Source organism: Halalkalicoccus sp. NIPERK01 (genome assembly GCF_030287405.1).
GTDB lineage: Archaea > Halobacteriota > Halobacteria > Halobacteriales > Halalkalicoccaceae > Halalkalicoccus.
Window position 1 is genome coordinate 1 of sequence record NZ_JASVVV010000004.1, and the last position, 13,980, is coordinate 13,980.

The following is a 13,980-nucleotide window of genomic DNA, read 5'->3' on the forward strand; positions in this document are numbered from 1 at the left end:
GGCGACGACACCGGTGGACGGGTCTTCGAACTCCAGGCCGGCGACAGCCTCTACGCGGGCGACATCACCGTCGACGGGAAGCACGACACCCCAAGCAAGGGCCCGATGCTCGTCGGCCTCCAGTCGGGCGGCGGCGAGGGCCTCGTCGAGAACGTCGACCTCTCCGATGGCGGCGAGGAAGTCTCGGGTGGACGCGGCGGGACGGGCCTACTCGTGAGCAACTACCACGAGGGGACCGTCACCCTGCGGAACATCGAGGTCGGGCCGTTCCCCGACAACGGCATCTACTGTTCACAGGGCGACAGCAGCGCCGACGGGACCGTCCACGTCGAGGGCGGGCGCGTCGAGAACGCCAACGTCGCCGGCGTCCGCCTCGGCGGCGACGGGAGTTCGATCGAGGGGACGACGTTCGTCTACGACGAGGACATCGACGGCTTCGGCGGACAGCGCCCGATTCGGCTGGACGGCGGCTCCGGCCTCGAGGTCAGCGACGTGACCATCGAGATGAGCATCGACCAGACCGAGGCGATCCGCGTGATGAGCGGCGTCGAGTCGGCGAGCATCCACGACGTGGAGATGGACCTCTCGAGTGCGGTGCGCGACGGGGTGTCGATCACGGGCGGGGCGGGCTCGGTCGAGACCGACGATCTGAGCGTCAGCGGGAACGGCCGTTACCCGGTCTTCGAGTACTAAGGCGACCGGCGGTTTCGAGAGCGGGTTCGATCTCTCGTCCCGAGTCGAATCACGGCGACCGGACCGGTAAAACGGTTCAGTCGTAGAGCAATACTTCGAGGTCCTCGCTCTCCTCCATGTCGAAGACCATCGCCAGCAGCATGAACAGCCAGCCGAGAACGAACAGGACGAGCGACGTGCCTCGGGAGGTGCCCTCGCGGTCGAGCGCGGACTTCAGCCCGGACACCAGTCCGACGCCGGCGGTGGCCGCGCCGACGTAGTAGAACAGCGCGAGCGGGTGGAAGTCCCGGATGAGGTACTTCACGCGGAGCCGCCAGAGGAAGTCCTTGAGGAGCAGCCCCGAGACCTTCGGGATGTAGGTCTTGTAGTCGATGTCGCTCTCCTCGTCCTTGTAGACCGCACGCCGTTTCACGTCCGCGACGCGCATGTTCTTCGCGTTCAGGCGGACGAGCAGGTCGTTGCAGTAGCCGTAGTCCTCGTACATCTCCTCGATTCCCACCTTCTCGAGCGCCTCGTAGGAGATCGCGGTCGAGCCGTTCTGGGGGTCCATGATCTTCCAGTAGCCGCTCGCGATCTTCGTGATCAGCGTCAGGGTGAAGTTGCCGACCTGCCGGAACAGCGGCATGTCGCGGCGTTCGGCACCCAGAAGCCGGTTGCCCTTCGAGTACTCGGCTTTCCCCTCGGCGACGGGCCTGACGATCCGCTCGACGATGTCGGGTTCGGTCTGGCCGTCGCCCGCGATGACGGTCGTGACCTCCATCTCGTCGTCGAGCGCGTGGAGGTAGCCGGTCTTGATCGCGCCGCCGACGCCCTTGTTCTCGGCGTGGCGGATGGGGACCACGCGATCGAGCGTGGTCTCGCCCTCCTCGTTTACGGCCTCGGCCTTGCGCTGGATCTCGCCCCACGTGTCGTCGGTCGAACGGTCGTCGATCACGTAGGCGCGGTCGATGAACTCGGGGAGGGTTTCGAGGACCTCGCCGATGAACGGCTCCTCGTTGTACGCCGGGATGACGGCGGCGATCGTCTTGTCGTTATACATGGATATGCAGGTGCTCTGTCGGAAGCGCCCCGACCACGGCTCTTTGTTATGGAGGGGCTATCGCCCTCGCGGCCCGCGACCCGGTCTGCCCGCGGCCGGCGCGCTCGCTTCGACAGGCGGCGTTAGCGTCGGGATAATAAAATACCTCCCGAAAGCATCCCCGAGTAGAGATCGTGAGACTCAGTTCAACCGAGATCGCTGCGTTCGTCGACGGCGATCACGTCGGGCCCGAACGGACGGTAACGGGCGTCGACGCCCTCGACGCCGCCGGCCCCGAGGAGTTCGCCTTCTGTATCTACGACGATCCGACCTACGTCCGCGAATCCGACGCGGGCGTGATCGTCTGTCCGCCGGGGATCAAACCGATCGAGGGGAGAACCCTCGTGTTCGCGCCGGATCCGAAACTCGCGTTCGTGAGGGTCGCAAACGAGTTCTTCGCGAATCGACCGACCGAGACGCGGGTGCATCCGACGGCGACCGTCGACGACGGGGCGACCATCGGCGATCGGGTCGTGATCGGCCCGCACGTCCACGTCGCCGACTGCGTCGAGGTCGGCGACGGCTGTACGATTCGCGGGGGTGCGGTCCTCGGGAGCGACGGGTTCGGGTTCGCGCGCGAGGCGTCGGGTCGGTTACACCGGCAGATACATCAGGGCCGCGTGGTAATCGAAGCCGACGTGGAAATCGGCCCGAACGCCTCGATCGACCGGGCCGTCTTCGACGAGACGGTCGTCGAACGCGGCGCGAAGATAAGCGGGCAGGTCCACCTCGCCCACCAGGTTCGGATCGGGCGGGACACGACCGTCGCTTACGGGTCGGGCTTCGCCGGCGGCGCGACCGTCGGCGAGCGCGTGACGGTCCACCCGCACGTCTCGGTCGCGACCGACGTCGCGATCGGTGACGACGCCGAAATCGGCATGAACGCGGGCGTCCTCTCGGACGTCCCCGCCGGGACGACCGTCGTCGGGACGCCCGCACGCCCCATCACAGAGCAATGACCACACACAGCCCATCCGATCAGTCCCTCGCAGGCCCGGTCGAGTTCACCTACGACTGGTACGAACGGTTTCTCGCCGAACTGCTCGACGCGGGATACACCCCCGCCGGCTACGACGACTCGCTCGCGTCGGGCGGGATGATCGTCCGTCACGACATCGACTTCTCGCCGCGAAAGGCCCTCCGGATGGGGGAGATCGAGGCCGACCTCGGGGTCGAGGCGACCTACTTCGTCCTGCTCACCTGCCCGCTGTACAACGTCTTCTACAAGCCAGTCCGGACGGTCCTGCAGGAACTCCAGTCGATGGGCCACACCGTCGGCGTCCACTTCAGCACCCACCAGTACTGGAACGGAGAGGCGGCCGCGAACGTAGTGACGGAACGGGTGCTCGCCGAACGGGAAGCGCTTTCGAGCGCGGTCGGCGACGTCAGCGAGGCGGTCTCGTTTCACCGGCCCGACGAGTGGCTCTTTCGACGCTCGTTCGAGGGCTTCATCAGCACCTACGAGGAGCGCTTTTTCACGGATATCGCCTACCTCGGGGACTCGAACCAGCGCTGGCGCGACCAGCACCCGCTCGCCGACGACCGGCCCGAGAAACTGCAGATCCTCACCCATCCCGGCCTCTGGGGCGCCGAGGACGCCGACTTCGAGACACGACTCGCCGGGGAACTCGACCGGGAACTCGACCGGACGCGACGGTTTATGCACGAGCAGCTCGTTGATAAGAAGTATAACGTAGACGAGTTTCAGTACGAAACGAACGAATGAAACGACCGCTCCGCACCGGACGAACGCGAGGTGAGCGCCGTGGCAGGTAGCCCCGGCGGGGTCTACGGATGGCTCTCGACGCAGCGTTTCGACGTGATCGGCGCGATCCTCGCGCTCGTCCTCGCCGTCGCACTGCTCCCGCTGCGATTGCTGGCGTCGAACTTCTACATCGTCGCGATCCCCGTCACGATGGCGGTCGCCTCGGCGCTGTACCTGCTCGCGGTGCGGACGAGCAACACCGAGGGGTTGCCGGCGTTCCCGGTCTGGGCCGGGCGACTGCTCCCCAGCCTGACGCTGCTCGGGACGGCCCTGTTGATCGTCCTCGGGCTCTACCAGGGCGGGCGAACGCCCGCGTTTTACACCCTCGCAACGGTGGTCGGGGCCGCCATCTTCCTCCAGATATTCTTCACGCGCGAGCGTGACTTCGTCCCGCCGTTGGTCCTGTTCGAGATCCTCGCGTTCGCCTTCACGATCCGGTACGTGGCGTTGCTGACGACGCCGGGGTATATCGGGATCGACGTCTGGACGCACGTCCCCTCGTGGTCGGCGGCGATCGCCGAGACCGGCTCGCTCGACTTCCTCGAGGGCAACAAGTACTACGCCTCGCCGCTGTTCCACCTCTCGGTCGTCGCGACGAGCCTGCTCGCGGACGTCTCGGTTCGCAACGGGCTGTTCCTCTCGGTCGGCTTCGGGATGGCCTTCTCGGCGGTCTTCCTCTACATCGCGACCCGCCTGTTCGTCTCCGCGCGGTGGAGCCTGTTCGCGGTCGCGGTCTACGCGATGTCGGCCCACACCGTCGAGTGGTCGATCCACCTCATCCCGACGGGGTTGGGGCTGGTCTTCTTCCTCGGGGTGTTCTACCTGCTCGTGCGGGTGCTCGACGTCACCCCGGGGAGCCGCGAGTTCGTCCTGATCGTCCTCCTCAGCATAGCGACCATCCTCACCCACCAGATCTCCGCGTTCATCATGCTCGTCCTGACGGGCGCGGGACTGCTCGCGCACCTCCTCCTCAGGTTCGAACTGTTCGCGCCGCCGAGTCGGTTTCGCGGCGTCACCCCCGGTAGCGGCGACTCGGTGAGCCTCACGGGTCTGTTGGCGTTCGATCTCGGGTTCATCACGTTCATGTGGTCGCTGACGCCGTACCACGGCGATACGTTCCTGGCGACGACGTTCAGTTTCTTCCGGGTCACGCTGGAGGAGTCGGCGGGACTGGGCGACATCACGAGCGAACGGGGGGCGACGGCCGCCACCGACCCGACGCTGCTCGAACAGGCGATCCAGTACATCGACGCGGCGGTGTTCCTCCTGGTGTTCCTCGTCGCCGTCGTCGGCTGTTTCTACGTGCTCAGACGGCGCAACATCTCGCACGCCGCGGTCATGTGCGGGGCGTCGATCGTGGTGATGCTCGTGTTCATCTTCGGGTTCCCCATGTTCGGGATCCGGACGTTCATCCCCCAGCGGTGGTACGCGTTTCTCGCCGCGCCGATGGCGCTTCTGGGTGCGGTCGGCCTCGCGTATCTGGCGCGTCGACTCACCACGCCGGTCGTCCTCGTGGTGTTGCTCGTCTTCGCGCTCGCGTTCCCGATGGTGGCGTTCGCCGCGACCGACGGGACGCTCGACAACCCCCGCTTCGAGGGTGCACAGACCAAGTACAGCTACAACGAGGCGGAGTTGAACGCCGTCGAGACGATCGGCGAGATCCGACCGGTCGCGGAAGAGGAAGGCGAGACGTACAACACCGACCACCCGTACAACACCGTGTTCTCGCGGTCCGGGCCCGGCCCCGCCGTCGCGGCGAACATCACCGACGAGGGGTTGCGCAACACCGATACGCTGATCTATCGCGACTATCAGTCCACCGGTGGGGCGTTCTTCGTCAGCGAAAACGATCGGAGCGTGACCCCCGAGATGAGCAGAAGCGAACTCTGTGGTGGCGAACGGCACTACGCCTATGACAACGGCGACGTAACGATGTGTACGGCGACGTGGGAGGTCGACACCGACGCCGACACCGGTACAGACCTCGACGGCGGCGAGACCGACACCTGACCGGAACGGCAACGACGGCAACGTTACCATGAACCCACTCAACACACGGACGGTAGCAACGAACCCATCCGACCGACCGAACGACGAACGGATGGGACGGCGATGAACGGCCGGATGGACACGCTGTTGATCGGGATCGACGCCGCCTGCCAGCCCGTCTTCGACCGGCTCTCGGAGACCGACAGCATCCCCCACCTCGAATCGCTGATCGATCGAGGCGTGAGCGCGCCCCTCGAATCGCAGATCCCGCCGTGGACGCCCAGCGCGTGGCCCTCGATGTACACCGGCGTGAACCCCGGCAAGCACGGCGTCTACGGGTTCGTCGACTTCGAGGGCTACGACTGGGGGGTCGTCACCGCGAACCACGTCCGCGAACACGCCCTCTGGAAACTGCTCGACGAACACGACCGGTCGAGCGTGATCGTCAACGTCCCCGTCACCCACCCGCCCGACGAGATCGACGGCGCGATCGTCCCCGGCTTCATCGGCCCCGAGAACCCGGGTACCCACCCGAAGGGGATCCTCGAGGAGGTCCGCGAGGCGATCGGCGAGTACCGGGTCTACCCCAACTACTCGCGGGGCGACGACCGGTACACCGACGCCGAGAAGATGGAGGAGTACTGTACGCTGGCGCGAATGCGCGGGGAGGCGTTTCGATACCTCGCCGGCGAGTACGAGCCGGATTTCGGGTTCGTGCAGTTCCAGAAGACCGACACCGTCTTCCACGAGTTCGAGGGCGATCCGGCGAAGGTCCGGCAGATCTACGAGGCGACCGACGAACAGATCGGGCGAATACTCGAGGAGTGCGACCCGAAGCGGGTGTTCGTCGCGAGCGACCACGGGATGGGGCCCTACGAGAACTACGAGTTCCGCGTCAACGAGTTCCTCCGCCGCGAGGGCTACGTCGAAGCGACGAGCGGGGGGAAGGGGATGCCGTCGTGGAACCCGATCCGCGATCAGCTTCAGGAGGGGCAAAACGAGACCTCCTGGGAGCCGGGCAAGGTCGAGCGCCTCGCCGCCGCGGCCGCGAAGGTCGGGATCACGCCGTCCCGTGCGGCGGGCGCCCTCGACCGGATCGGCCTCGGCTCGCTCGCGCGCCGGTACGCCCCCTCGGGTGTGACCCGCACCGGCTCACAGCAGGTCGACTTCCCCGCCTCGCGGGCGTACATGCGTGCACGCACCGAACTCGGCGTTCGGATCAACCTCGAAGGGCGCGACCCCGAGGGGGTCGTTCCCCCCAAGGAGTATGAGGAGGTCCGAGAGGACCTCATTGAACGTCTACAGGCGATAGAGACGCCCGACGGCGACCCGGTGTTCGGCGAGGTCGTTCCGCGCGAGGAGTACTTCTGGGGCCCATACACCGAGAAGGCGGTCGACGTTCTGACGGTCCCGAACGACTTCGAGCAGTTCCTCTCGGCCCAACTCCGCGAGGAGCTGTTCGGGCCGCCGACCGAGCCGTGGAACCACAAGCTCGACGGGCTGTTCGTCGCCGCGGGCCAGGGGATCGACTCCGGCGTGGATCTCACGGACGCGCACCTGTTCGACGTCGCGCCGACGGTCTGTGCGGCGCTGGGCGTGCCGTACAGCGATCGAATGGACGGACGCGTCCTGCCGGTGGTCGAGGACGTCGGATCGACCGCGTACCCCGAGTACACGGGCTCGGCGGCGGTCAGTACCGAGGACGAGCGGGTAGAAGAGCGGTTGTCGGACCTCGGGTATCTCGAGTAGCCTCCCCCATCGCACCGGTGGAGACTGTCTGCATGACGGTCGCGGTCTTACTGTGTCTGTGGGAGCCCTTCGAGGCGGCCCTTGATCTCGTCGGGGATGTACGAGAGCTGCCAGTTGAGGCGGGCCTCGATCTCGCGCTCGCCACGGTCGGTCAGGATGTACTTGTTCGTCCTGAGGTCGTGTTTCCCCTTCTTGACCAACCCCTTGTTGACGAGCGTATCGAGGTTGGGGTAGAGACGACCGTGGCGGATCTCCGTCCCGTAGTATCGTTCTAGTTCGTCGTTGACGTCCAGTCCTTTGGGTTCGTCGAGGCCAGCGATCACCAGAAGCAGATCACGCTGAAATCCCGTTAAATCATGCATTCAGTACACCTCACAGTAGGGTGTGACAGCGAAGGATATATAATGGACCGATGGTTCACGAAATTACACCGTCCCTAGAGGAGACGCAACACGAGCTGGCGGCCGAGACGGCTCGTACAGCCCTCCATCGGTACTCTCGTGGTGGAAATAACGATAACGTTAAGAGAACCGGAACGTTCCGCCTGACCGGTTTTAGGTCATTTTACCTATTAATCCCGCAATAAGCGCCCCAAAGAGCAAGTCCGGATAGTCCCTCACAGATCGGACGTTTCGGGGGCCTGGTCCGAGATCATCGGTTTGCTCTCCGGGATCGTGAAATGAAACGTCGAACCGACGCCGGGTTCGGACTCCACCCAGATCTCGCCGCCGTGTCGACGAACGATCTTCTTACAGATGGCGAGACCGATCCCGGTGCTCTGTGAGACGGCCCCCGACGAGAAGATCTCGAAGACCTCGTCGACCTGCTCGGGATCGATCCCGACGCCGTTGTCCGAGACCGAGAACTGCCAGCCGTCGTCGTGCTCGCTCGCCGAGACGTGGATCTCCGGCCGGGAGTCCCCGGAGTAGGCGATGGCGTTACTGACGAGGTTCTGAAAGAGCTGTCCGAGTTGCTGAGCGTCGCCCTCGACGGTCGGGAGCGCCTCGACCGTGATCTCGGCGTCCGCTTCCTCGATGACGAGCCCGAGGGAATCGAGGACACGGTCGAGGACGGCGTTGGGATCGACCCGCTGGGCGGTGATGTCGTCGGTCCCGATCCGCGAGTAGGTCAGCAGGTCGTCGATCATCTTTCGCATCCGCTCGGCACCGTCGACGGCGTAGGTGATGAACTCGTCGGCGTCGTCGTCGAGTTCGCCCTCGTAGCGGCGACGAATCAGATCGAGATAGCTGCGGATCATCCGCAGGGGCTCTTTGAGGTCGTGAGAGGCGACGTAGGCGAACCGTTCGAGCTCGGCGTTCGAGCGCTCGAGCTCCTCGATGGCCGCCTCGAGTTCGCGTTCCGCGGTGATCCGCTGGGAGATGTCCCGACCGGTGCCACAGATGTAGGCGTCGTGTTCGCGGGTGTCGTAGATCGACTCGCCGATGTCCTCGATCAGCGAGCCAGTGAACTCGTAGGGGACGCGGTCACCGTCCTTGTTCACGAGCGTGGCCTCGATCGACCCCGTCTCGTGATCGGTCGTCACCCGGTCGATCGCGTCGAGGATCCGGGGCACGTCCGCGGACCCGACGAAGTCGATCGGGTGCATCGACCGGATCTTCTCGTCGGTGTAGCCCGTCGCCTCGTTGAACCGATCGTTCCACCGGAGCATCTCGCCGTCGGGCGCGAACACGTAGAACAGGTCGGGCTGGGCGTCGAGCGCGCTCTCGGTGAAGGCCTTCTCCCGGCGTAGCTCCTCTTCGATCTCGACGATGTCGGTGATCTCGGTGAGGTAGCCGTCGAGGAACTCGACGGAGCCGTCGGGGTGTTCGACGCCCCGACCCTGCTCCCAGATCCAGCGGACCTCCCCGTCCGGGGTCCGGATGCGGTAGGTGGTCTGGTACTGCTCGCTCTCCTCGAGGGCTTCACGGACGCTCCGTCGGACGTCGTCGCGGTCCTCGGGGTGGATCACGTCGTTCGCCCACGAGACCTCGCCGGATTCGAGGCGCTCCCGCGGATAGCCGATCAGGGTCGTACAGCCCTCGCTCATGAACTCGACGGGGAAGCCCGCCTCGTTGCGGTAGCGATAGACGACGCCGGGGAGGTTGCGGATGAGGTTCGACAGCGCCTGCTGGCGCTCGCGCAGCGCCCGCTCGGAGTGGCGACGCTGTGAGACGTCGCGGGCGACCCCGCAGATGTACCGGGGCGAGCCGTCCTCGCGCGTGACCATCGATCCGGTGAACTCGTAGGGCAGGAGCTTCCCGCCGCGGGTCCGGATGCGGACGGTCTCGGTCGCGTCACCCGACTCGACGATCTCCGAGATGGCCGAATCGACCCGCTCGTAGTCCTCCTGGACGAAGAAATCCATCGGCGTCATGGCGGCGATCTCCTCGTCGGAGTAGCCCGTGACCTCGGTCAGCCGGTCGTTCCAGTGGAGGAACCGTCCCTGAAGGTCGAAGACGAAGAAGATGTCGGTCAGCCGGTTCAGCACGGTCTCGATGAACTCGTTCGCCGGTTCGACGCGCCGGGCGTCCGCGGGTTCGGGGTCCTGAACGACGAGTTGGAACTGCTCGTCGCCGATGGGGACGAAGACGTACCGGTAGTCGTCGTCCGCGTCGCGCTGGATCGTCCCCGATTCGATCGCGCGGCGGCCGTGTTCCGCGAGCGCCTCGGGGTCGCCGAGCGACGCGTCCGCGATGGACGTCCCGACGAGCGCCGCCGACGAACCGTCGAGTTCGGCGGCCAAGCCGTCGCTCACCGAGCGGTAGGTCCCGTCGCGGTCGATCCTGGCGATCCGGTCGGCCGACCGATCCAGCAGCGAGAGGACCACCTCCGGCGGCGACGGGGGGTTCCCGCCCGTGGAGGGGCCAACGGAGCGAACCGCTTCGACCAGGGACTCCTCGTCGGCGCGGGTGACGGAGGGGGCGTAGATCTCGAGACACTCCGGGGTCGACCGGGGTTCGAGGACGACGACCGACAGGCCGGGCGCGAGCGAGAACAGGCGTTCGATCGCGGGGTTCGCCTCGCAGTCGATGTCCCAGACGAGACAGTCCGCCCGCAGGGACGCCAACCGCGAGATCGCCGCGTCGACCGTCGGAACGGCCGACACCGAAACCAGCGGTCCGTCCGCGCCCGTCGCCGAGAGCAGTCGCTCCAGCGGGAGGGCCGTGCGACCGAGATAGAGGACCTGGACGGGAGTCATATGAGATGCTGTGTCCCATCATTTACGATCCATAATACATATACTTTATTATGTATAATATGTAATAATCTAGTGTTTTCGGCTACCGGAGGGTAAGCCACGGGGTTACGGTACTGATAGGGATACTACATATGGCACGGGGACGGTTTCGAGAGTAGGACCGATACGTGATGAACCAGAACGAACCTACTCGCCGTCAGTCGAACGGCGTCGTAGACGCGCCACGCCGGGAGAGCCGATGAGTACGAAGCCGCTTCCCGACCGGGTTACCGAGGCGAAGTCGATCCTCGAGGAGGCCGCCCGAACGCACGACCTCCGTACCGAACAGATGGTGAACCTCCAGGAGGCGATCGAGTTCCTGAACCGACTCGAGACCTCCTTTCGCGACGGGCGTGTCGATGACTGAGGCCGATGCCGAACGGACGCCGGCGATCGCGGACTGGCCGACGTTCGCGCTGCGCTACACGTTCAGCCCCGGCCTGATCGGACTCGACGGGCGGTTCGCACCCGACGAGGTCGTCGTGTTCGATGCGACGCGAGGTCGGCCGGACAGCCGCTGGATCTCGGCCGAACGAGGGTCGTACGTCTCGGTCGAGGAGATCCGGTAGGTCGTTCCGCTCGCTAACGCTCGCTTCACTCCCTGCTCGAATCCCAGTCCGGACCGATTTCGCCTCACGCGAGCGTGCTCGCACCGCGAAGCGGTGCTCGCGACGTTGCGTTCGGCAGAAATACGCCGGGACTGGGATTTGAACCCAGAATCCCATACGGGAACACGCTTTCCAGGCGTGCGCTTTACCGTTCGGCCATCCCGGCTCACACGGGTCTACCGGCCGTTCGCGTTTAAACCCTTCCGTTCTCCCCGAAGACGAGCGGCTCGGCGAGATACGTCGATCCGGCCGCCACGAGGGCGACCACGCCCCCGGCCGCGAACTTCAGGGCGAACGAGAGGCGTTCGGCCGAGAGCAGTTCGTATCCCTGGATCAGGACGAGAAACGAAAGCGCGCCGATCGCACCCCACAGCAGGCTCGCTTTCACCCGCGGGTGCATCACTCGGTCGTGGCGATGGCCTCGATCTCAACGGCCGCCCCCTTCGGGAGGGCGCCGACCTCGAACGCGCTTCTGGCGGGCGGGTTATCGGCGAAGTACTCGCCGTAGGCCCCGTTCATCTCGTCGAAGTCGTCGATGTCGTCGAGGTAGACCGTCGTCTTGAGGACGTGCTGGGTCGAGAGCCCTTCGCTTTCGAGGACCGCCTTGATGTTCTCGAGACACTGGCGCGTCTGGACCGCGACCGACTCCTCGCCGAGGAACTCGCCCTCGGGCGTGAGCGCGATCTGCCCCGCCGTAAAGAGCAGGTCGCCCGCGGTCGTCGCCTGGCTGTACGCGCCGATCGCCTCGGGGGCCTCGGAGGTGCTGATGATCCGCTTCATGGCCCTATCCTCGGAGGGGGCGTTCTTAAAACTACACCAGGACCTCGACCTCGTAGCCCTGCTCGCGCATCCCTTCGAGCAGCCCCTCGACGTGGTCGTGTCCCCTGGTCTCGAGGTCGATCACCACCTCGGCGGCGTTCATCGCGATGTCACGGGAGGTCCGGTCGTGCTGGATCGCGTAGATGTTCGCGCGGTTCTCGGCGATCACGTCGATCAGTTGGCGGAGCGCGCCGGGACGGTCCCTCAGGACGGTCCGGATCTTCAGATACCGGCCGGTTTCGACCAACCCGCGCATGATCACCGTCGTCAGCGTGTTCAGGTCGATGTTCCCCCCACACAGCGCCGGAACGATCGTCTCGTCCTCATCGTACTCGAAGGCATTCGAGAGGAGCGCCGCGAGCGGGACCGCCCCCGCGCCCTCGACGAGCGTCTTCGAGCGTTCGAGCAGTGCCGCGAGCGCGACGGCGATCTCCGAGTCCGAGACCGTCACCACCTCGTCGACCCGCTCGCGAACGACCTCGAAGGTGCGCTCGCCCGGCCTGCCGACCGCGATCCCGTCGGCGATCGTATCGACCGTCTCCCACTCGTGGATCGACCCCGTTTCGAGGGAGTCGACGGTGCTCGCCGCGCCCTCGGCCTGGACGCCGACCACACGGACGTCGCGCTCCTGGGCCTTCAGCGCCGTCGCGATCCCGCTGATGAGCCCACCCCCGCCGACGGGCACGACCACCGTATCGACCTCCGGACAGTCCTCGAGGATCTCGAGCCCGATGGTACCCTGTCCGGCCATCACCATCTCGTCGTCGAACGCGTGGACGTACGTCCGGCCCTCCTCGCGTTCGATCTCGTGGGCGCGTTCGGCCGCGGCGTCGTAGTCCTCGCCGTGGAGGACGACCTCCGCGCCGTAGCTCCGGGTGGCCTTGAGCTTCGAGATCGGGGCGTGTTCGGGCATCACGACGATCGCGTCGACGCCGATCCGCGTGGCGGCGAGCGCGACCCCCTGGGCGTGGTTGCCCGCGCTCGCGGTGACGACGCCCGCCTCCTTTTCCGCCTTCGAGAGCGTCGCGATCCGGTTGGTCGCCCCGCGGATCTTGAACGACCCCGTCCGCTGGAAGTTCTCGAGTTTGAGGTGGACTTCCGCGCCGGTCATCTCCGAGAACGTATGAGAGTACTCCAGTGGGGTGCGCCGGGCCGTCCGTCCGACGCGCTCGCGTGCCGCATAGACGTCCTGAACATCGAGCATACCGACGGCTACGCGAGACGCGTTGTTAACGGTTTGTCCGCGAAAATGTGAGGACGGATGGGGAATGCACGAACCGTGTGACGTGCACCTGTATGGGTGGCCCCCACCTATATAAAACCTGTCCGTCCAAATCGGAAGTGAAATCGCACGACTGAGCCGAGTTTACCGCCCCGTCTGACGGGCGGCGCACGGGTGTCATTCGTTTCGGCCGATCTCGACCGCGTGGTCCTCGAGATAGGAACGCACGCGCGCGTCGAACGGTCCCGTTCCGGGCCACTCGGCGTCGGCCCCCAAGGGGCCGGGGTCGCCGACGTAACACTCGGCGTTCACCCCGTCCGAGACGGGGAGCGTCACGCGAGCGTAGAGCCCCGACTCGACCCCTTCGTAGGCGTCGAGACGGTCGAGTTCGGGGGTTTCCAGCAGGCGTCCCCGTACCTCGCTGCCCGGTGCGAGCGTCGGGTATCGGCCCTCGACGCGGTGAAGCCCGCGAAGGACCGCGTCGGGACCGATCCGGTACCGGTCGAGCAGCGCGTCGGCCCGCTCGGGGTCGGTGAGCGTCCCGTAGACGAACACGCGAGTCATACGACGATCCTCGTCGAGGGAACCGCTTCCCGGTTACGGTGGCGCGGGGAGTGATACTGTCGGTCATAGGAATAGGAACGGTGATCGCTTGATTCGACGGCAACCGCCCGATTTCGGTCCGTCCGTGCCACCGTCGGTTCACGTAGTTATGACCGACAGTACGGGAGTCAGCGGGCACGGCGGGACTGCCACGAGCGAAGCGAGTGGCAGTCAGAAGTGCGCGCGAACGAGCGCAGCGAGTGAGCGGGCACGACG

The 13,980-nt window shown here is 65.8% G+C and carries 14 protein-coding genes and 1 tRNA gene; 7 read left to right on the top strand and 8 right to left on the bottom strand.

Annotated elements, in window-relative coordinates; genetic code table 11:
* Positions 1-693, top strand: a 693-nt coding sequence (locus QRT08_RS12155; protein ID WP_286046236.1) for a hypothetical protein, incomplete at its 5' end; no start/stop codon positions are given.
* Positions 694-769: 76 nt separating this feature from the next.
* Here the strand turns inward: QRT08_RS12155 and QRT08_RS12160 are convergent.
* Positions 770-1,732, bottom strand: coding sequence for a glycosyltransferase family 2 protein (locus QRT08_RS12160; RefSeq protein ID WP_286046237.1), 963 nt, complete (start codon positions 1,730-1,732; stop codon positions 770-772).
* Positions 1,733-1,905: 173 nt separating this feature from the next.
* Here QRT08_RS12160 and QRT08_RS12165 point away from each other — a divergent pair, with 173 nt between their 5' ends.
* From QRT08_RS12165 to QRT08_RS12180, 4 genes are all read left to right on the top strand, one after another.
* Positions 1,906-2,730 (top strand): LpxD N-terminal domain-containing protein, encoded by an 825-nt coding sequence (locus QRT08_RS12165; RefSeq protein ID WP_286046238.1) that lies wholly within the window; start codon positions 1,906-1,908, stop codon positions 2,728-2,730.
* A complete protein-coding gene (locus QRT08_RS12170) occupies positions 2,727-3,497 on the top strand; it encodes a polysaccharide deacetylase family protein (protein WP_286046239.1) in 771 nt (256 codons plus the stop codon). Before QRT08_RS12165 ends, QRT08_RS12170 begins: the two co-directional genes overlap by 4 nt.
* Positions 3,498-3,536: 39 nt before the next feature.
* Positions 3,537-5,546, top strand: a complete 2,010-nt coding sequence (locus QRT08_RS12175) for a hypothetical protein (RefSeq protein ID WP_286046240.1) — start codon at positions 3,537-3,539, stop codon at positions 5,544-5,546.
* A 102-nt stretch (positions 5,547-5,648) separates the two neighbouring features.
* Positions 5,649-7,274 carry an alkaline phosphatase family protein gene (locus QRT08_RS12180; RefSeq protein ID WP_286046241.1) on the top strand — a complete coding sequence of 542 codons (1,626 nt, stop codon included), beginning with the start codon at positions 5,649-5,651 and terminating at the stop codon, positions 7,272-7,274.
* Between the two features lie 47 nt (positions 7,275-7,321).
* On the opposite strand, the gene QRT08_RS12185 is transcribed toward QRT08_RS12180, so the two are convergent.
* Positions 7,322-7,636, bottom strand: a complete 315-nt coding sequence (locus QRT08_RS12185; RefSeq protein ID WP_286046242.1) for a PadR family transcriptional regulator — start codon at positions 7,634-7,636, stop codon at positions 7,322-7,324.
* Positions 7,637-7,890: 254 nt separating this feature from the next.
* Positions 7,891-10,473: a PAS domain-containing sensor histidine kinase gene (locus QRT08_RS12190; RefSeq protein ID WP_286046243.1), complete on the bottom strand. Its 2,583-nt coding sequence runs from the start codon at positions 10,471-10,473 to the stop codon at positions 7,891-7,893.
* 238 nt (positions 10,474-10,711) lie between these two features.
* On the opposite strand from QRT08_RS12190, the gene QRT08_RS12195 reads away from it, so the two are divergent.
* Both QRT08_RS12195 and QRT08_RS12200 read left to right on the top strand, forming a co-directional pair.
* Positions 10,712-10,879 (top strand): hypothetical protein, encoded by a 168-nt coding sequence (locus QRT08_RS12195; protein WP_286046244.1) that lies wholly within the window; start codon positions 10,712-10,714, stop codon positions 10,877-10,879.
* Positions 10,872-11,081, top strand: coding sequence for a hypothetical protein (locus tag QRT08_RS12200; protein ID WP_286046245.1), 210 nt, complete (start codon positions 10,872-10,874; stop codon positions 11,079-11,081). The genes QRT08_RS12195 and QRT08_RS12200 overlap by 8 nt, the downstream gene beginning before the upstream one ends.
* 123 nt (positions 11,082-11,204) lie before the next feature.
* On the opposite strand, the gene QRT08_RS12205 is transcribed toward QRT08_RS12200, so the two are convergent.
* From QRT08_RS12205 to QRT08_RS12225, 5 genes are all read right to left on the bottom strand, one after another.
* Positions 11,205-11,286: transfer RNA gene (locus QRT08_RS12205), tRNA-Ser, on the bottom strand.
* Positions 11,287-11,313: 27 nt separating this feature from the next.
* Entirely contained in the window at positions 11,314-11,520 is a 207-nt protein-coding gene (locus tag QRT08_RS12210) for a DUF7981 family protein (RefSeq protein WP_286046246.1), read from the bottom strand.
* Entirely contained in the window at positions 11,520-11,900 is a 381-nt protein-coding gene (locus tag QRT08_RS12215; protein ID WP_286046247.1) for a RidA family protein, read from the bottom strand. The genes QRT08_RS12210 and QRT08_RS12215 overlap by 1 nt, the downstream gene beginning before the upstream one ends.
* A gap of 31 nt (positions 11,901-11,931) precedes the next feature.
* A complete protein-coding gene (gene ilvA, locus QRT08_RS12220; RefSeq protein ID WP_286046248.1) occupies positions 11,932-13,143 on the bottom strand; it encodes a threonine ammonia-lyase in 1,212 nt (403 codons plus the stop codon).
* A gap of 195 nt (positions 13,144-13,338) precedes the next feature.
* Positions 13,339-13,725, bottom strand: coding sequence for a gamma-glutamylcyclotransferase family protein (locus QRT08_RS12225; protein WP_286046249.1), 387 nt, complete (start codon positions 13,723-13,725; stop codon positions 13,339-13,341).
* Between the last annotated feature and the right edge of the window lie 255 nt (positions 13,726-13,980).